General features: G+C 72.4%; 15 protein-coding genes. 4 read left to right on the top strand and 11 right to left on the bottom strand.

What is annotated here, in order from left to right; translation table 11 throughout:
- Positions 1-195: 195 nt before the first annotated feature.
- The 3 genes from J1792_RS07255 to bldG all read right to left on the bottom strand — a co-directional run bounded on the left by J1792_RS07255 (position 196) and on the right by bldG (position 4,019).
- Positions 196-2,589 carry a sodium-translocating pyrophosphatase gene (locus tag J1792_RS07255; RefSeq protein WP_086565944.1) on the bottom strand — a complete coding sequence of 798 codons (2,394 nt, stop codon included), beginning with the start codon at positions 2,587-2,589 and terminating at the stop codon, positions 196-198.
- Between the two features lie 445 nt (positions 2,590-3,034).
- A complete protein-coding gene (locus tag J1792_RS07250) occupies positions 3,035-3,484 on the bottom strand; it encodes an ATP-binding protein (RefSeq protein ID WP_086565945.1) in 450 nt (149 codons plus the stop codon).
- A gap of 193 nt (positions 3,485-3,677) precedes the next feature.
- A complete protein-coding gene (bldG, locus tag J1792_RS07245) occupies positions 3,678-4,019 on the bottom strand; it encodes an anti-sigma factor antagonist BldG (RefSeq protein ID WP_086565946.1) in 342 nt (113 codons plus the stop codon).
- A gap of 54 nt (positions 4,020-4,073) precedes the next feature.
- Between bldG and sftH the strand changes: the two genes are divergently transcribed.
- Positions 4,074-6,620 carry a DEAD/DEAH box helicase gene (sftH, locus tag J1792_RS07240; RefSeq protein WP_086565947.1) on the top strand — a complete coding sequence of 849 codons (2,547 nt, stop codon included), beginning with the start codon at positions 4,074-4,076 and terminating at the stop codon, positions 6,618-6,620.
- 4 nt (positions 6,621-6,624) lie between these two features.
- On the opposite strand, the gene J1792_RS07235 is transcribed toward sftH, so the two are convergent.
- From J1792_RS07235 to ssd, 7 genes are all read right to left on the bottom strand, one after another.
- Positions 6,625-6,936 (bottom strand): Rv3654c family TadE-like protein, encoded by a 312-nt coding sequence (locus J1792_RS07235; protein ID WP_086565948.1) that lies wholly within the window; start codon positions 6,934-6,936, stop codon positions 6,625-6,627.
- Between the two features lie 7 nt (positions 6,937-6,943).
- Positions 6,944-7,324, bottom strand: a complete 381-nt coding sequence (locus tag J1792_RS07230; protein ID WP_086565949.1) for a TadE family type IV pilus minor pilin — start codon at positions 7,322-7,324, stop codon at positions 6,944-6,946.
- The gene (locus tag J1792_RS07225; protein WP_372446075.1) at positions 7,311-7,616 is read right to left on the bottom strand and encodes a DUF4244 domain-containing protein; all 306 of its coding nucleotides are present in this window, start codon (positions 7,614-7,616) and stop codon (positions 7,311-7,313) included. The genes J1792_RS07230 and J1792_RS07225 overlap by 14 nt, the downstream gene beginning before the upstream one ends.
- A 90-nt stretch (positions 7,617-7,706) precedes the next feature.
- A complete protein-coding gene (locus J1792_RS07220; protein ID WP_307842941.1) occupies positions 7,707-8,288 on the bottom strand; it encodes a type II secretion system F family protein in 582 nt (193 codons plus the stop codon).
- 266 nt (positions 8,289-8,554) lie between these two features.
- Positions 8,555-9,253 carry a type II secretion system F family protein gene (locus J1792_RS07215; RefSeq protein ID WP_207246852.1) on the bottom strand — a complete coding sequence of 233 codons (699 nt, stop codon included), beginning with the start codon at positions 9,251-9,253 and terminating at the stop codon, positions 8,555-8,557.
- A 226-nt stretch (positions 9,254-9,479) separates the two neighbouring features.
- Positions 9,480-10,637, bottom strand: coding sequence for a TadA family conjugal transfer-associated ATPase (locus tag J1792_RS07210; protein WP_086565951.1), 1,158 nt, complete (start codon positions 10,635-10,637; stop codon positions 9,480-9,482).
- Positions 10,634-11,743, bottom strand: coding sequence for a septum site-determining protein Ssd (gene ssd / locus J1792_RS07205; RefSeq protein WP_372446074.1), 1,110 nt, complete (start codon positions 11,741-11,743; stop codon positions 10,634-10,636). Before ssd ends, J1792_RS07210 begins: the two co-directional genes overlap by 4 nt.
- 451 nt (positions 11,744-12,194) lie before the next feature.
- Here ssd and J1792_RS07200 point away from each other — a divergent pair, with 451 nt between their 5' ends.
- Complete coding sequence (locus tag J1792_RS07200) at positions 12,195-13,094, top strand: HAD family hydrolase (protein WP_207246851.1); 900 nt, start codon at positions 12,195-12,197, stop codon at positions 13,092-13,094.
- Positions 13,095-13,373: 279 nt separating this feature from the next.
- Here J1792_RS07200 and J1792_RS07195 read toward each other — a convergent pair whose 3' ends face one another.
- Complete coding sequence (locus J1792_RS07195; protein WP_207246850.1) at positions 13,374-14,195, bottom strand: Fic family protein; 822 nt, start codon at positions 14,193-14,195, stop codon at positions 13,374-13,376.
- 101 nt (positions 14,196-14,296) lie between these two features.
- Here J1792_RS07195 and J1792_RS07190 point away from each other — a divergent pair, with 101 nt between their 5' ends.
- A complete protein-coding gene (locus J1792_RS07190) occupies positions 14,297-15,289 on the top strand; it encodes an ATP-binding protein (RefSeq protein ID WP_207246849.1) in 993 nt (330 codons plus the stop codon).
- A gap of 184 nt (positions 15,290-15,473) precedes the next feature.
- Positions 15,474-17,570, top strand: a complete 2,097-nt coding sequence (locus J1792_RS07185) for a carbonic anhydrase (protein WP_242645464.1) — start codon at positions 15,474-15,476, stop codon at positions 17,568-17,570.
- Positions 17,571-17,603 lie beyond the last annotated feature (33 nt).

Here is a 17,603-nt window from a genome sequence, read left to right as displayed (position 1 = left end):
CGGATTGGTCCCTTCAATGGCTCTCGGCCCCGGAACTTACACGGCCGGGCGGCACGGGCCGGGAGCCGAGCACACCATACGTCCGCTTTTCGATCCATTTGCACCAAGAACGGCGTGGCATTCGCCGCACCTGGCGACCGGTACCGACGGGACGTACGGCGCGCTACGGCTGTCACATTCCGGACTGAGGAACCGTCAGGAGACCACCGCCGGATCGACCGGCTTGGCCGCGGGCTCGGCCTCCCCGTCGTCGCCGTCCACGGCCACACCGCGCCGCTTGGAGACGTAGACCGCGCCCACGATCACGGCGATCGCCAGCGCCGCCACCGCGATCCGCAGCCCCCGGTTGGCGTCCGCCCCGTAACTGAACTTCACCACCGCCGGCGCGATGAGCAGCGCCACCAGGTTCATCACCTTCAGCAGCGGGTTGATCGCGGGACCGGCGGTGTCCTTGAACGGGTCGCCGACCGTGTCGCCGATGACCGTCGCCGCGTGCGCCTCGCTCCCCTTGCCGCCGTGATGCCCGTCCTCCACCAGCTTCTTGGCGTTGTCCCAGGCGCCACCGGAGTTGGCGAGGAAAACGGCCATCAGCGTGCCGGTGCCGATCGCGCCCGCCAGATACGAACCGAGCGCGCCGACGCCGAGCGAGAAGCCCACCGCGATGGGCGCCATGACCGCCAGCAGACCGGGCGTGGCCAGCTCGCGCAGCGCGTCCTTGGTGCAGATGTCCACCACCCGCCCGTACTCCGGCTTCTCGCTGTAGTCCATGATCCCGGGGTGCTCGCGGAACTGCCGCCGCACCTCGTAGACCACCGCGCCTGCCGAACGCGACACCGCGTTGATGGCCAGGCCCGAGAAGAGGAAGACGACGGCCGCGCCGAGCACCAGCCCGACGAGGTTGTTCGGCTGCGAGATGTCCAGGCTCAGCCCCATCTCGCCCGCCTTGGCGTGCACGTCGTCGACGGCGGTGGCGATCGCGTCGCGGTACGAGCCGAACAGCGCGGACGCGGCCAGGACGGCCGTGGCGATGGCGATGCCCTTGGTGATCGCCTTGGTGGTGTTGCCGACGGCGTCGAGGTCGGTGAGCACCCGCGCGCCCGCGCCCTCGACGTCGCCGGACATCTCGGCGATGCCCTGCGCGTTGTCGGAGACCGGGCCGAAGGTGTCCATCGCGACGATGACCCCGACCGTGGTCAGCAGGCCCGTCCCGGCCAGCGCCACCGCGAACAGCGCCAGCATGATGGACGTGCCGCCCAGCAGGAACGCCCCGTACACGCCGAGGGCGATCAGCACCGCCGAGTAGACCGCCGACTCCAGGCCGAGCGAGATGCCGGAGAGGACGACCGTCGCGGGACCGGTGAGGGAGGTCTTGCCGATGTCCCGTACGGGCCGCCGGCTGGTCTCGGTGAAGTAGCCGGTCAGCTGCTGGATGAGCGCCGCGAGGACGATGCCGATCGCCACGGCCACCAGCGCGAGCACCCGCGGGTCGCCGTCGTGGCCGGCGATGTCGGCGTCTTCGATGCCGGTCAAGTCCGCGTAGCTGGAGGGCAGATACGCGAACACCGCCACCGCCACCAGGACGAGGGAGATGACGGCCGAGATGAAGAAGCCCCGGTTGATCGCGGTCATTCCGCTGCGGTCGCTGCGCCGCGGCGCCACCGCGAAGACGCCGATCATCGCGGTCAGCACGCCGATGGCGGGCACGAGCAGCGGAAAGGCCAGACCCGCGTCGCCGAACGCCGCCTTGCCGAGGATCAGCGCGGCGACGAGCGTGACGGCGTACGACTCGAAGAGGTCGGCCGCCATGCCCGCGCAGTCGCCGACGTTGTCGCCCACGTTGTCCGCGATGGTCGCGGCATTGCGCGGGTCATCCTCCGGAATGCCCTGTTCCACTTTGCCGACGAGGTCGGCGCCGACGTCGGCCGCCTTGGTGAAGATGCCGCCCCCGACCCGCATGAACATCGCCAGCAGCGCCGCGCCGAACCCGAAGCCCTCCAGCACCTTGGGCGCGTCCGCCGCGTACACGAGCACCACGCAGGAGGCGCCCAGCAGGCCGAGGCCGACGGTGAACATCCCGACGACACCGCCCGTACGGAACGCGATCTTCATGGCCCGGTGGGCGACCTCCGTCAGGTCCTTCTCGGGCTCGCCCTCGGCCGGAGTCGCCTCCCGGGCCGCCGCGGCCACCCGCACATTGCTGCGCACCGCCAGCCACATGCCGATATAGCCGGTGGCCGCCGAGAACAACGCGCCGATCAGGAAGAAGACCGAACGGCCGAGGCGCTGCGACCAGTTGTCCGCCGGAAGCAGCATGAGCAGAAAGAACACGACCACGGCGAACACGCCGAGCGTGCGCAACTGCCGGGCGAGATACGCGTTCGCGCCCTCCTGCACCGCCGCGGCGATTCTCTTCATGCCGTCGGTTCCCTCGCCTGCCGAGAGCACCTGTCGCACCAGTACCACGGCCACCACCAGTGCCGCGATCGCGACGGCCGCGATCACCATCACCAGCGTGCGATTGCCGTCGGTCAGCTCGACCGCGAGATTCTGAGTGAAGTCCACCTGTCGAGGGGTAAGGGGCCCCGCCATTCGTCCTCCCTGACGTTTGGCACATGGGCGTGCGGCCGCAGCGCGACACAGGGACAACCGCGGGAACAGCCGCCACGCTCAGGCGTCCTGAGCTCAAGATGGACGGATTGTAGGGAGCATGGCGAGATCAAAACAGAGCGCGGGAACCGGAATGAGACTGCGCGCCTACGGACCCCGAAACGATCCGCCGGCCCTTCGCCGGTGTCGTGCCGACCCTTCGCCAGTGTTTCGCCGGTCTTTCACCGGTGATCTGCAGATGACCGGCAGATCATCGGCAGGTGATCTGGCGATTCGAGGACCTTCCCGTGAAGATCCGGAACCCGGCGGGGCCCACGACCGGAATTCCGCGGGCACGATCGAGAATCAGCCAGGTGTTTTCACCCGGGCCGACGACGGGATTACGCCGGTCGGGGCGAGAGACCTACAGCGGAAGGCGGCCGGTGGGCTACGGCGTCGCGGACGCCGGGGTCGTCGGCCAGCTCATCCGGATCAGACCGCCGTCCGCGCCCGCCGACACCTCGACGTCGTCGACCAGACCGCTGATCACGGCCAGGCCCATGTCGTCCTCGCCGTCACCACCGGCGTCGTCCGCCGCCGGCGCGGTCCCCGCGGAACCCGGGGTGGCCACGGCCACGGAGATCGCGTGCGGGGCGTCGTCGGCGACCTCGATGGAGAACTTCTTCTCGTCCTCGGTCAGCACCACCCGTACCGGGCTGGAGATCTCCTGGCTGACATGCAGGCCGACGGCGCGCGAACACGCCTCCCCGACGGCCAGCCGGACCTCGTCCAGCACCGCCTCGTCGACCCCGGCCCGGCGCGCCACCGCGGCCGCCACCAGCCTGGCCGTCCGGACATGCTCGGGAAGGGCACTGAAGAGAAGTTCGACGGTGGCCATGCCATCCCCCTCGGTGGAACGTGCCCTCTTTCCCTCTTCCGGAAGAGGGCGGACTCGCAGAGGGGCCGGACCCTCGGGCCCAGGACCCCCCGGCGTGGCTCTGTCGTCGGGCGTCCGCCGCCGGCCGGTCCTCCCGGCCGCCGGGTCCGCCCGGCCGTCTTGTCCGGTCGCGACGTGTGCGGTCGCGTCCTTCCTAGTCGGTCGCCTGCACCGCGTCCTCGACCGAGGTGTGGATCGGGAACACCTTGGTCAGACCGGTGATACGGAAAATCTTGAGAATGCGCTCCTGGTTGCAGACCAGCCGCAGCGAGCCCTCGTGGGCCCGTACCCGCTTCAGTCCGCCGACCAGAACGCCGAGCCCGGTGGAGTCGAGGAAGTCGACGCCCTCCATGTCCACGACGAGGTGGTAGTTACCGTCGTTGACCAGCTCGACCAGCTGCTCACGCAGCTTGGGCGCGGTGTACACATCAATCTCGCCACCGACCCGGACAACCGTACGGTCGCCTACGGTCTCGGTTGACAGGGACAGGTCCACGGATCCTCCAGCACCTTGCATCGAGCGGTCGCCCCCCATGGATCGGCAGCCGCGATGGCATTCAATCACTTACCGGCAGGCGTGTACGACGCCTTGGCGCCATTGTCCGTCACTCCAGTGACACACTCGATGTCGATGGCCAACGATCAACTCCCGCCGGAGGCGGGCGTACATCCCGCTCCCCGGACGGTCCTCGACCGACTCGCCGCCGGGCCGAGCCGGGCTGCACGCATCACTCATACGGAGCACTTGCCCCCGCGTCCCGGACGTCATGCCCCCTGGCCCGAGAAGATCCGGCCGGAAGTGATCGAGGCCATCCGGGCGGCGGGCATCGAGCGGCCCTGGGCCCATCAGGCGCTCACCGCCGAGCACGCCCTGCGCGGCGAGTCCGTCGTCGTGGCCACCGGCACCGCCTCCGGCAAGTCCCTCGCCTACCTCGCGCCGGTGCTGAGCACCCTCCTGGACGGCTCCGAGGCCCCCAACGGCCGCGGCGCCACCGCCCTGTACCTCGCCCCCACCAAGGCCCTGGCCGCCGACCAGCGCCGCGCCGTGCGCACTCTGGCCGCCCCCCTGGGCAAAGGCGTCCGGCCCGCCGTCTACGACGGCGACACGCCCGTGGAAGAACGCGAATGGGTGCGTCAGTACGCCAATTACGCACTCACCAACCCCGACATGCTCCACCGCTCGATCCTGCCCGCCCACCCCCGATGGGCCTCCTTCCTGCGCGCCCTGCGCTACGTCGTCGTCGACGAGTGCCACACCTACCGCGGCGTCTTCGGCTCCCACGTCGCCCAGGTGCTGCGCCGGCTGCGGCGCATCTGCGCCCGCTACGGCTCCTCCCCCGTCTTCCTCCTCGCCTCCGCCACCGCCTCCGACCCCGCCACCGCCGCGAGCCGCCTCACCGGCCTGCCGGTCACCGGCATCACCGAGGACGCCTCTCCGCGCGGCGAGCTCGTCTTCGCCCTCTGGGAGCCCCCGCTCACCGAGCTCCACGGCGAGCGCGGCGCCCCCGTCCGCCGTACCGCCACCGCCGAGACCGCCGACCTCCTCACCGACCTGACCGTCCAGGGCGTGCGCACCGTCGCCTTCGTACGCTCCCGGCGCGGCGCCGAGCTCATCGCGCTGATCGCCCAGGAGCGCCTGGCCGCGGTCGACCGCTCCCTCCCCTCCCGCGTCGCCGCCTACCGCGGCGGCTACCTCCCCGAGGAGCGCCGGGCCCTCGAGCGCTCCCTGCACACCGGCGAGCTCCTGGGCCTCGCCGCCACCTCCGCCCTCGAACTCGGCGTCGACGTCGCCGGCCTCGACGCCGTCCTCCTGTCCGGCTACCCCGGCACCCGCGCCTCCCTGTGGCAGCAGGCCGGCCGCGCGGGCCGTACGGGCCGGGGCGCGCTCGCCGTCCTCATCGCCCGCGACGACCCCCTGGACACCTACCTCGTCCACCACCCCGAGGCGCTGTTCCGCCGACCGGTGGAATCCACCGTCCTAGACCCGGACAACCCCTACGTCCTCGCCCCCCATCTGTGCGCCGCGGCCGAGGAACTGCCGCTCACCGAATCCGACCTGTCACTGTTCGGCCCCGAGGCCATGGTCGTGATCTCCCAGCTCGAGGCCCGCCGGCTGCTCCGCCGCCGGGCCGCCGCCTGGCACTGGACCCGCCGCGAGCGCGCCGCCGACCTCGCCGACATCCGTGGCGGCGGCGGAAAGCCCGTCCAGATCGTGGAGGAGGGCACGGGCCGGCTACTGGGCACCGTGGACGCGGCCGCCGCCCACAGCACCGTCCACGAAGGCGCCGTCCACCTCCACCAGGGCCGCACGTACCTCGTGCGCCACCTCGACCTGGACGAGGCCGTCGCCCTCGTCGAGCAGGCCGACCCGCCCTATTCGACGACCGCCCGCGACACCACCGCCATCTCCGTCCTCGAGACCACCACCGAGATCCCCTGGGGAGACGCGCGGCTGTGCTTCGGCTCCGTCGAGGTCACCAACCAGGTCGTCTCCTTCCTCCGTCGCAAACTCATCACCGGCGAGGTCCTCGGCGAGTCCAAGCTGGACCTGCCGGCCCGCACCCTGCGCACCCGTGCCGTGTGGTGGACGGTCACCGAGGACCAGCTCGACGCCGCCCGCATCACCCCCGAGGCCCTCGGCGGGGCCCTGCACGCCGCCGAACACGCCTCCATCGGCATGCTCCCCCTCTTCGCCACCTGCGACCGCTGGGACATCGGTGGCGTCTCCGTGCCCCTGCACCCCGACACCCTCCTGCCGACGGTCTTCGTCTACGACGGCCAGCCCGGCGGCGCCGGCTTCGCCGAGCGCGCCTTCCACACGGCCGCCCGCTGGCTCGGCGCCACCCGCGAGGCGATCGCCTCCTGCGAGTGCGACACCGGCTGCCCCTCCTGCATCCAGTCCCCCAAGTGCGGCAACGGCAACGACCCGCTCGACAAGAGGGCGGCGATCCGGCTCCTGACCCACCTCCTCGCCGGCGCCCCCGCCCCGGAGGACCCCGAGGAGGCCGGGAGCCCCGAAGGCGGCCTCGAGGCCCCTGACGCTCCCGAAGGCCCCGAAGGTCCCAAGAGCCCCGGAGGAACGCCCGGGAGGGACTGAGGGGCTAGCCGGGCGGTCCCGCGCGCGAGCGCACCCGTACGGAGTAAGGACCCGCTCGCGCCTCCGCCGCCACTTCCGCGAACTCGCCCTTCACCGTGCAGCGCACCACCCGCGCCGCCTGCGCCGCGGCGACCTCACGAGCCAGAGCGCAGGCCGCGCTCTCGCCGAGCAGAGCGTGATCCGCCGCGGCCAGCACCGCCAGGTCCGCCGCGCCGCCCGCGCGGTGCCGGGCCGCCACGGCCTGGCCCAGGGCCAGGACCGCGGCGAACACCACGCAGAACGCCGTCGCGACGACCGCCACCCACACCGACGCCATGCCCCGATCACCCCACCGTGTCCTCCGCAAGGGCCACCGCCTCCCCGCTCAGCGGCACCGTCAGCGGCCCCGGCCCGTCCGCCTCCGCCCGAACGCGCACCCGCACCAGATCTCCCTCGCGCGCCAGCGAGATCCGCGCCCCACGCGGAGCCGCCGACCGGGCCGCGGCGACGGCCGCCGACGGCGGGTCCGAGCGGGCCGCCGCCCGCGCCCCCGCCCGGGCCGCGTCCACACACTGGATCTGCGCGGCCGACGCCATCACGCCCCAGAGCAGAGCCAGGGCGAAGAATGTCAGCACGGGCAACGCCAGAGCGGCCTCGGCGGTCACGTACCCCGCGTCTACGGCGGCTGCCGTGTCTGCCGCGCCTCCCGCCTCAGAACGTCGCATGGAGGGCCTTCACGATCAGCTGCTGCAGTGCCGCGCTCACCGGCCCGCTGGTGACCACCTTGTAGAGAACCGCCGCCAGCGCACACGCGGCGAGCGTCCCCACCGCGTACTCCGCGGTCGTCATCCCGTCCTCGCCGGCACCCCGCACCCGGTCCCGGCACCGTGACCACCACGTCGCGGCCTTCGAGGCCCTCGCCGACGGCGTCATCGGCGTCTCCGCCGTCGTCCGTGCTGCCGTCGTCGCCTGCATCGCTGCCGTGCCCGTCATCGTCGTGCCCGTCATCGTCGTCATGGCTGATCCCCCTACTCGCCGCGAGGTTCTCGCTTCGCGCATCGTCACTTTCGTTGTCCGAACGCCGCCTTGGCGGCATCGCGCCGGTCCTCACCGGCTCCGCATCAGTCCGCCGGCCAGCCCGATCACCACGGGAACCACCCCGACCGTCAGGAACGCGGGGAGGAAGCAAAGCCCCAGCGGTGCCGTCGCCAGGACGCCCGCGCGCCGTGCCCGTATCCCCGCCGCCCGCGCCTGCGCCGCGCGCAGCTGTGCGGCCAGCCGCGACATTGGCTCCACCGCCGGAACTCCCGTGGCCTGAGCGCGTTCCAGGCAGCGGGCGGTTCCTCCGGCCCCGGGAAGGCTGCCGAGCCGGCCCCAGGCCACACCCGGCTCTCCGCCGAGGCGCACTTCCGCCGCGGCCTGGGCCAGCCGCTCCCCCACAGGGCCGCCGAGCGAGCCCCCGACCGCCTCGGCGGCCTCCCGTGGGCCCGCACCCGCGGCGAGGCAGGCGGCCAGCAGATCCGCTGCGAGCGGCAGTTGCCGCTCCACCTCTTCCACGGACACCTCGCCACGGGCACTGTCCGCTCTCCTGCGCCACCACCGGATGCCGTAAGCGGCGACGAGGCCCGCCACGCACCAGGTGATTCCTCCTACGAGCCCGACGAGGACGAGGCCCACGCCTCCTATCACCGCCAAGGGCCGCCCGCCTCTAGCCAGGGCCTGCCGTGCCCGCCGCCGCCACGGGTTCGCCGCCGCCGGCGAACCCGGCGCGCCACCCGCCGACCCCGCCGGCCCCGCCGACCGCATAGAGCCCGCCCTCGCGCGCATGTCGAGCAGCAGCGCCCCTCGCCGCCGGATCGATCTCCTGTCGCGGGCCCCCTTCCCCAGTACCGTCACGGCCGACGTTGCCGCGACCGCCAGAACCACTGCCCACAGGCTGTGGACAACTTCCGAACTCATTTCCGCCCCCTTCCCGGGCCTTCGGCCGCCCGTACGATCCGCCGCGTCCAAGCGATTCCCGCGCACTCGAGCAGCCCGCCGAGAGCCAGACAGCCGAGCCCGCCCGGGGTGTGCAGCAGCACCCGCAACGGCTCCGCCCCCAGCGCACTGCCCATCAGCAGGGCCAGCACCGGCAGCAGGGCGAGCATCACGGCGGTCGACCGCGTGCCGGCCAACTGCGCCCGTAATTCGTCCCGCTGGTCGCGCTCCGTCCCAAGGGCTGCCGCGACCCGCTCCAGTCCGGCGGCGAGCCCCGCTCCGCCGTCGACCGCGACCCGCCAGCACGCGGCCACTCCGTTGAGCCCCTCCGCGCCCTCCTGCAGCCCTGCTCGCCGCAGCGCTTTCGGCACATCACCCCCGAACCTCGCGGCCGCCGGCACCGCCGACCAGCCCGGGCCCAGGTCGCGTCCGGTCAACCCCGCGACCGCCTCGCCCGGTTGCCGCCCCGCTCGCAGCTCACCCGCGACGGTGCCGCACATCTCGATGACGGCCGTCTCACGCCGCTCGCGCTCCCGATCCCGTAACCGCGCGGCAAGCAGCCGCCGCACCAGTGGCACGGCCAGCACCGCCGCCATGGGCGGCAGCAGGGAATCGCCCAGGAATCCGACCGCGCAGCCGACCGGAAGGCAGGCCCACTCGCGCCTGTCCCGGGCCATCCGCCGCAGCCGGGCGCCCCATTCGGCGACCCGCGGTGGCAGCGGCCCCCACGCTCCGCTCCCGACGGCCGTCTCTCCCCGGCCAACAGCAGCCTGGCCCGTCGCAACCCCGCCCCCGGGCGCGCCCCCAGCCCCACGATCACCGCACCGCACAGCAGCAATGCCACGCCGCTCCACGGCATCGCCTGCGACGCCGTCATGGCGGCGGACAAGCGCACCCCGCCGGTCATGGCCCGCCCCTTCCGCGTCGGCACAACGCCACCAGCCGGCCCCACCCGGGCGCCTGCTCGAAGCCGCCCGCACCCCGGACGGCGGCGGGGACCGTCGTCACGAACCCCGCACGGTCGCGGTCCAGTACGTGCACCTCCGCGACCCGCCGCCGGCCGCCCTGATCGCGTACGAGGTGGATCACCACCGACAAGGCGGCCGCCAACTGGCTGTGCAGCGCGGCCCGGTCCAGCCCGGCCGTCGATCCCAGCGCTTCCAGCCGGGCCGGGACGTCCGAGGCCGCGTTGGCGTGCACCGTGCCGCAACCGCCCTCGTGACCGGTGTTGAGCGCCGCCAGCAGATCGGTCACCTCCGGGCCGCGCACCTCCCCGACCACGAGCCGGTCGGGGCGCATGCGCAGGGCCTGGCGGACCAGGTCCCGCAGGGTGACCAGGCCGCTGCCCTCCTGGTTCGCGGGCCGGGTCTCCAGCCGCACCACGTGCGGGTGGTCGGGGCGCAGCTCGGCGGAGTCCTCGGCGAGCACGATCCGTTCGTCCGGCGCAACCAGTCCCAGCAGGCTGGACAGCAGTGTGGTCTTGCCCGAGCCCGTACCGCCGCTGATGAGGAACGACAGGCGGGCTTCGAGCACGGCTCGCAGGAGCCGTTCCCCGCCGGCCGGCACCGTCCCCTCGGCCACCAGCTCCTCCAGCGCGAAGGCCCTGGGGCGTACGACCCGCAGCGAGAGGCAGGTGGAACCCACGGCCACCGGCGGCAGCACGGCGTGCAGGCGTGTGCCGTCGGGGAGCCGGGCGTCCACCCAGGGCCGGGCGTCGTCCAGCCTGCGTCCGGCGATCGCGGCCAGCCGCTGGGCCAGCCTGCGCACCGCCGCCGGGTCGGGGAAGGACACCTGGGTGCGCTCCAGGCCCGCCCCGCGGTCCACCCACACCTGGTCGGGTGCGGTGACCAGCACATCGGTGACGTCGGGCTCGGCGAGCAGGGGCTCCAGCGGTCCGGTGCCGACCAGCTCCGAGCGCAACCGGGCGGCCACGCCGAGCACTTCGGCGTCCCCCATCAACCGCCCTTCGGAACGCAGCGCCTCCGCGACCCGTGCGGGCGTCGGCTCGGCACCGCTCTCGGCAAGTCGCAGGCGCACCGCCTCCAGCAACGCGCCGCTCATACCGGCATCCCTCCGCCCTCGGTGAGTGACTGCGCCCAGAATTCGGCGCTGAAGCGGGCCAGCGGGCCGCGCTCGGCGCTGCCGGGTGGCCGGCCGGCGTTCAGCGCGTCCGCGAGGCCTGGCTCCGGGGGCAGTTCACCGGCCAGCGGCAGCTCCAGGAGGCGTGCGATCTCCTCGCCCGGCAGCCCGGACCCGAACGGTCCGCGCACCACCGCGCGGAGGTCGCCCAGCATCATCCGCAGCACGGAGGCCACCCGGTGTGCCGCCGCGACGGCCCGCAGCTCGGCGGGCACCACCAGCAGGCCCATGTCGAGCTGCCCGAGGGCCTCCAGCGCCGTGTCGTCCAGCCTGCGCGGCAGATCCACGACCACCACTCCTCCGCGCCTGCGCGCGGCGGCCAGGACGGCCCGCATCGCGTCGGGCGGGACGGCCGCGCAGTCGCCGCGGTCCCAGCTGAGGACGCGCAGGGAGTGCAGCTCGGGCAGGGCCTCTTCCAGCGCCCGGGCGGCCACCCGGCCGCGCGAGTCGGCGAAGGCGGGCCAGCGCAGTCCTTCGGCCCGCTCCCCGCCGAGCAGGACGTCGAGGCCGCCTCCCAGCGGATCCCCGTCGATCAGCATGGTCCGCCGGCCGGCGCGGGCGGCTCCGACGGCCAGGGCGCAGGCCAGCGTGCTCGCCCCGGCGCCGCCCCGGCCGCCGATCACCCCGACCGTGAGCGCGGGGCGCCCCACGCCCTCGACCGCGTCGGCGATGCGGTCGACCAGCCAGCTCTCGCCATCGGGCAGCAGCGTGACGTTCTGGGCGCCGATGCCGACGGCCCGCCGCCAGACGCCGGAGTCGTCGAGGTCCGTACCGACGAGCACGACGCCTTCCCTGCGGGCGACACCGCCCAGCTCCGTCGAGCAGTCGTCGCCCACCAGGATCAGCGGGGCGTTCTCCCATCCGCCCGTGCGCGGGGGCGCCCCGTGGGCGACCTCGGGCACGGCCCCCGCCGCCGCGCACAGCCGCAGTAGATCGTCGAGCAGCTCCTCGTCCGCCGTGACGATCAGCGGCCTGCCCTGGCGCAGGTCCATGGCGGCCGGACAATCGGATGTGTTGGATCCGGTCACGGTCTCCTCCCCTCTCACTACGCGCTCTCGCATCCGCGGACATCGCGGAACACGCGGGGAATCACCGTGCAGCGAACTGGGAAATCGTGTGGATCTTGGTCAAAAACTGTGGACAACTCAACGGATGTGAATATCCCGCTCACCTATACCGGTGACTTCCGGAGAGCAGCCTGTTGATTACCCTGCGTAACAGGTAAGAAGGAAGCGTCGGTCGCGCCCGTCGAGGCGTACGGAGAGAGGGAGGGCCCGAGGGTGATGGCGAAAACGCATCCGGACATGCGACGACCCCCGCCGGGGGGGAGAGCGGGGGTCGTCCCCACGGCCGACTCGGGGGGGGAGGAGTCGGACCGGGTTAGACACGGTCGCGAACGATCCGTGACTTCCATGGTGTACCCGAGAGCCTTCTCAGGCAAACCCACACGCCTCAGCTTACGCCGAATGGAGGGCGCCTATGCTCGGCGACGTGGAAAACCACTCCTTGCCTCGGACTGCCGCGTTCTTTGATCTGGACAAGACAGTCATTGCGAAGTCGAGCACCCTCACCTTCAGCAAGTCCTTCTACCAAGGCGGCCTGATCAACAGGCGCGCCGTGTTGCGCACGGCCTATGCGCAGTTCGTCTTCCTGGCCGGCGGCGCCGATCACGACCAGATGGAGCGGATGCGCGAGTATCTGTCGGCGCTCTGCCGCGGCTGGAATGTCCAGCAGGTCCGCGAGATCGTCGCCGAGACCCTCCACCAGCTCATCGACCCGATCATTTACGACGAGGCCGCGTCCCTCATCGAAGAGCACCACACCGCCGGGCGCGACGTGGTGATCGTCAGCACCTCCGGCGCGGAGGTCGTGGAGCCGATCGGCGCCCTGCTGGGCGCGGACCGGGTGGTCGCCACCCGAATGGTCGTAAAGGAGGGCGTTTTCACCGGGGAGGTTGAGTACTACGCCTACGGCCCCACCAAAGCGGAGGCCATCAGGGAGCTCGCCGCCTCGGAGGGATACGACCTGGCGCGCTGCTACGCCTACAGCGATTCGGTGACCGACATCCCGATGCTGGAATCGGTGGGCCATCCGCACGCCGTCAATCCGGACCGCGGGCTGCGCCGCGAGGCCGTAGCCCGCGACTGGCCGATTCTTTCCTTCAGCCGGCCCGTGCGGCTCAAACAGCGCGTGTCCTCGCTGTCGATGCCCTCGCGCCCCGCGCTGGTGGCGGCCGCCGCGGTCGGTGCGGCAGCCGCGACGGCGGGCCTGGTCTGGTTCGCCAGCCGCCGACGCGCACCCGCATCCGCCTTGGTGGGTTTTGCCCCCAAAAGCAAAGAAGTGCGGCTTGGACTTCCGCTTCTGTCGAGACAGGAGTAGAAAGGACTTAACGGCCCGCGAGACCAGGGACATCCGGGAGGACGCCCTTCACGCACCAAGGCCCCACGGACCGCGCATGAAAGTCGGGCACCCACGCGACGCCGACCCGTCGATTACGGGCCAGCCGCACCAGGTGACGGGCGAAGTACCCGGCCTGATGGGCAAATATCGTGCACGCATGGTAACCCGGCGGACGTGCCAGCGGCGGTACCGGAGCAGTACAGGTACCGCCGCAACCCATGTCCGCACCCGTGCGCCTTTCCGGCGCCGGACGTGCGATCAGGCCGCGCCGCGCTGGAGCGCCTCGCAGACGGCCGTGCTCTCCCGCACACCGAGCTCGACGGCGCGGCCGCAGTGCGCGATCCAGGCCGCCACCCCGTCGGGCGTACCGGACGTATAGCCCTCGAGCGCCGCCACGTAGGCCTGCGACCCCAGCTCCGCGTGGCCGACCTCGGCCGGGCAGATCGACTTCGGGTCCAGCCCGCTGCCCACCAGCACGATCCGCTCGGCCGCCCGGGCGACCAGGCCGTTGTACGAGCCGAACGGACGCAGCGCGAGCAGCTCGCCGTGCACCACGGCGGCCGTCACCAGCGCGGGCGCCTGGCTTCCCGCGAGCAACAGGCCGGCCAGCCCCTCGAGCCGGCCCGACATCTCGTCGGCGTCCGGCAGCGGCAAACGGAGCAACGGCTCGTCGACCGTCTCACCGGCCAGTCGCGGCCTGCCGATCGCGTCGTCCGCTCCGCCGCCCCCGGCGGCCACGAGATGCAGCCGGGCCAGGACCCGCAGCGGCGACTGCCGCCACACGCTCAGCAACTGGCCGGCCTCGGCGGTCAGTCGCAACGCCGCGCCCACCGTGCGCGGCTCGCCCTCCCCGCCGAAGTCGGTGCGGCGACGCACCTCTTCGAGCGCCCAGTCCGCGCCGGACAGCGCGGCCGAGCCCCGCGCGCCCCGCAGGGCGGCCTCGGAGGTGATCTCATTGCTGCGGCGACGCATCACCCGGTGGCCGTACACCCGGTCGACCGCCTTGCGTACGGAGTCCACGGAGTCGGCGACGCCCGGGAGCGAGCCCAGGACGGCGAGCGGATCAGCTGTCGTACTCATGGGTAAGACACTACGCACTTCGCCCTGACACCCCTCGAAAGAGTGGTCCTCTTCACTCACGGCACTCACTCAGGGCACCTCCGCACCTACTCTTGGTGAACATGAAGATCGCTTTCGTAGGGAAGGGCGGCAGCGGCAAGACCACGCTGTCCTCTTTGTTCATCCGTCACCTCGCCGCCGAGCAGGTCCCGGTCATCGCCGTGGACGCGGACATCAACCAGCATCTGGGCGCCGCGCTGGGGCTCGACGAGGCGGAGAGCGCCGCCCTGCCCGCGATGGGGGCACGGCTGCCCTTGATCAAGGACTATCTGCGCGGCTCTAACCCGCGCATCACCTCGGCCGAGACCATGATCAAGACGACGCCTCCCGGTGAGGGCTCCCGGCTGCTGCGCGTCCGCGAGGACAACCCGGTCTTCGACGCGTGCGCCCGCACGGTACGGCTGGACGACGAGGCCGCCGTACAGCTGATGGTGACCGGCCCGTTCAACGACTCCGATCTGGGCGTCGCCTGCTACCACTCGAAGGTCGGCGCGGTCGAGCTGTGCCTGAACCACCTCGTCGACGGCCCGGGCGAGTACGTGGTCGTCGACATGACGGCGGGCAGCGACTCCTTCGCCTCCGGCATGTTCACCCGCTTCGACATGACCTACCTGATCGCCGAGCCCACCCGTAAGGGCGTCTCCGTCTACCGCCAGTACAAGGAGTACGCCCGGGACTTCGGCGTCGGGCTGAAGGTCGTCGGCAACAAGGTCCAGGGCCCCGACGATCTCGACTTCCTGCGCGCCGAGGTGGGCGACGACCTGCTGACGGTCTTCGGCCACTCCGACTGGGTACGCGCCATGGAGAAGGGCCGCCCGCCCCGCTTCGAGCTCCTGGAAGAGGCCAACCGGCAGGCTCTGGAGACCCTGCGCGCCACGGCGGACCGGTCGTACGAGCGGCGCGACTGGCAGCGGTACACCCGCCAGATGGTGCACTTCCACCTCAAGAACGCGGAGCGCTGGGGCAACGCGAAGACGGGCGCGGACCTGGCGGCGCAGGTAGACCCCGCCTTCGTGCTCGACGAACGGCTCCTGGCCGCCCCCCAGCCCGCCTGACGCCCGGAACCACCGCGGCGGACGGCTTTACGGCCTACGTCGGAAACGGCCAAACAGATAAAAGTACATAGTCACCCAATAGAGGGAAGCTTCCGCCTGCCCCTCGGCCATTTCTTTACTCTCCATTACGATTCGTTTACTGAGAGTTGAGAAACACCCGCCATCGCCGACACGAGGACGGGAAATGATCATGCGCGCTCGGCGGGATGTGTCCGCCTCCGTCTCCCTCTTTCTGGCCGCCGTTCCCCTCTCCCTGGGAATCGCGCTCGCCTGCGGCGCACCGTTGTGGGCGGGGCCGGTCGCGGTGGCGGTGGGCGGTCTCGCGGCCGGGGCGTTCGGGGGAGCGTCGCTTCGCGCGAGCGGCGCGGCCACGGGGCTGATCGTGGTGACGGCCGAGCTGGTCCAGCGCCATGGCTGGCGGGCCATGTGCGCGATCACCGTGCTCGCCGGCGCCGCCCAACTCGTCCTGGGTGCGGTGCGGATGGCCCGCCCCTCGCTCATGGGGCGCGCTCTGCCGGCGATCGGTCCGCCGATCGTGCGGGGCCTGCTCGCCGCGACCGGTGTCACGATCGTGCTCGGTCGGCTGCCCGCGGTGCTGGGCAGTCGGCCCAACGAGTCGGCTCTGGGGAATCTGGCGGCTCTGCCCGCCGACATGATGCGTGCGCATCTGCCGACGCTGCTGGTGGGCGCGGCCACCGTGGCGGTGCTGGTCGCCTGGCCCCGGCTGCCCGCACCGGCCGCTCGCTGGGCCCGGCCGGCCCCCGCGGCGTTCGTCGCCCTGGCCGTCGCCACGGCGACGGGTCTCTTTGTCGACGTCGCCAGCGTCACCGCTTCCCCCTGGGCGCTGACAGCGCTTCCCGCCCTGCCGGACGAGCCGGCCCTGGGGCTCCTCGGCGCCGTGGTGATGGTCGTGCTCGTCGCGAGCGCGGAGACGCCGGGCCTTTCGGCGCGGGCCTTCGCCGGACAGGGCGTGGCGAATGTGGTGTCCGGGCTGCTGGGCGGGCTGCCGGTGGCGGGCGGCGCGATCCACCCCTGGCGTCACACCCGGCCGAGCGGCGAGGACGAGAGCACCGCAGGAGACGCGAGCCGGGACCGGGCGCCGTCCTCGGCCGAGGACGGGCCGACAAGGAGCGCACAGAAGGCGGCAGGAGAAGCGGCGGGAGAAGAAGGCTCCCGCGCGGCGACGGTTCTGTACGGCGTCTGGGCGCTGCTGTGCGCCGCCCTGTTCACGGCCGCGTTCGCGTGGATCCCGGCCGTCGCCCTGGCGGTTCTGATCACGGCGGTCGGTGTGCGGATGGTGCGCTTCGCGCACCTTCGGCACGCGCGACGGCAAGGCGACTTCGCGGTGTACGCGGCCACGTTGGGGGCCGTGGTGCTGTTCGGCGTTCTGCAGGGGGTCATCGTGGGCATCTCGGTCACCGCGCTTCTCGCCCTGAGGCGGCGCTGGGCAGGCTTTCGCAGCCGGTACGGACAGGCGGTGGCGGATGCCGTCGACGCCCACAGGTGTCTTCCCTGGACGCCTTGGCGCCAGCATGACTGCACCCGTCCCGCCGACGCCGAGGCGGACACGGCGGAGATCGGTGGCGAGCGGCAACTGCTCGGCGGGGTGAGTGCCTTCCAGCGCAACACCGCCCCGCTCGTCCGCGACGAGCTGGCGCGGCTCGCCCGCGAGGGCCAGCGCCCCAGCCAGCTCTTCCTGACATGTGCCGACTCCCGGCTGGTGACCAGCATGATCACCTCCAGCGGCCCCGGAGACCTCTTCACCGTGCGCAACGTCGGCAATCTGATGCCTCCGCCGGGCAGCGACGCCAGTTGCGACTCGGTGGCGGCGGCCGTGGAGTACGCGGTCGAGGTGCTGAAGGTGGGCAGCATCACCGTCTGCGGCCACTCCGGGTGCGGGGCAATGCAGGCGCTGCTGGACCTCGCCGCCTCGCCCGCCGGGCACGGGCTCCCGGGGGGCGGCCAGACCCCGCTCACCCGCTGGCTGCGGCACGGCCGCCCGAGCCTGGCCCGTATGCAGCGGATCGGGCGGCTGGGGCGCGGGGAGGTGGCGCTGGCCGAGCGGCTCGTGGCGGACGACGTGGAGCGGCTGGCGCTCGTCAACGTGATGCAACAGCTCGACCACCTGATGGCCCATGCCTGTGTCGCCCGACGGGTGGCGGAAGGATCGCTTCAGCTGCATGGGATGTACTTCCACGTCGGGGAGGCGCAGGCCTACGTCCTCGACCGCCGCTCCCGCACCTTCACCGCCGTCCGGCCCGAAGTCCTGGACGCGGCATGAGCCCCTCCCCCGGCCGCGCGCCCGTCACGGTGC

Source organism: Streptomyces triculaminicus (assembly GCF_017349075.1).
Lineage (GTDB): Bacteria > Actinomycetota > Actinomycetes > Streptomycetales > Streptomycetaceae > Streptomyces > Streptomyces triculaminicus.
Note: the sequence above shows the minus strand (reverse complement) of the source record. Positions and strands in the feature narration are given on the sequence as shown.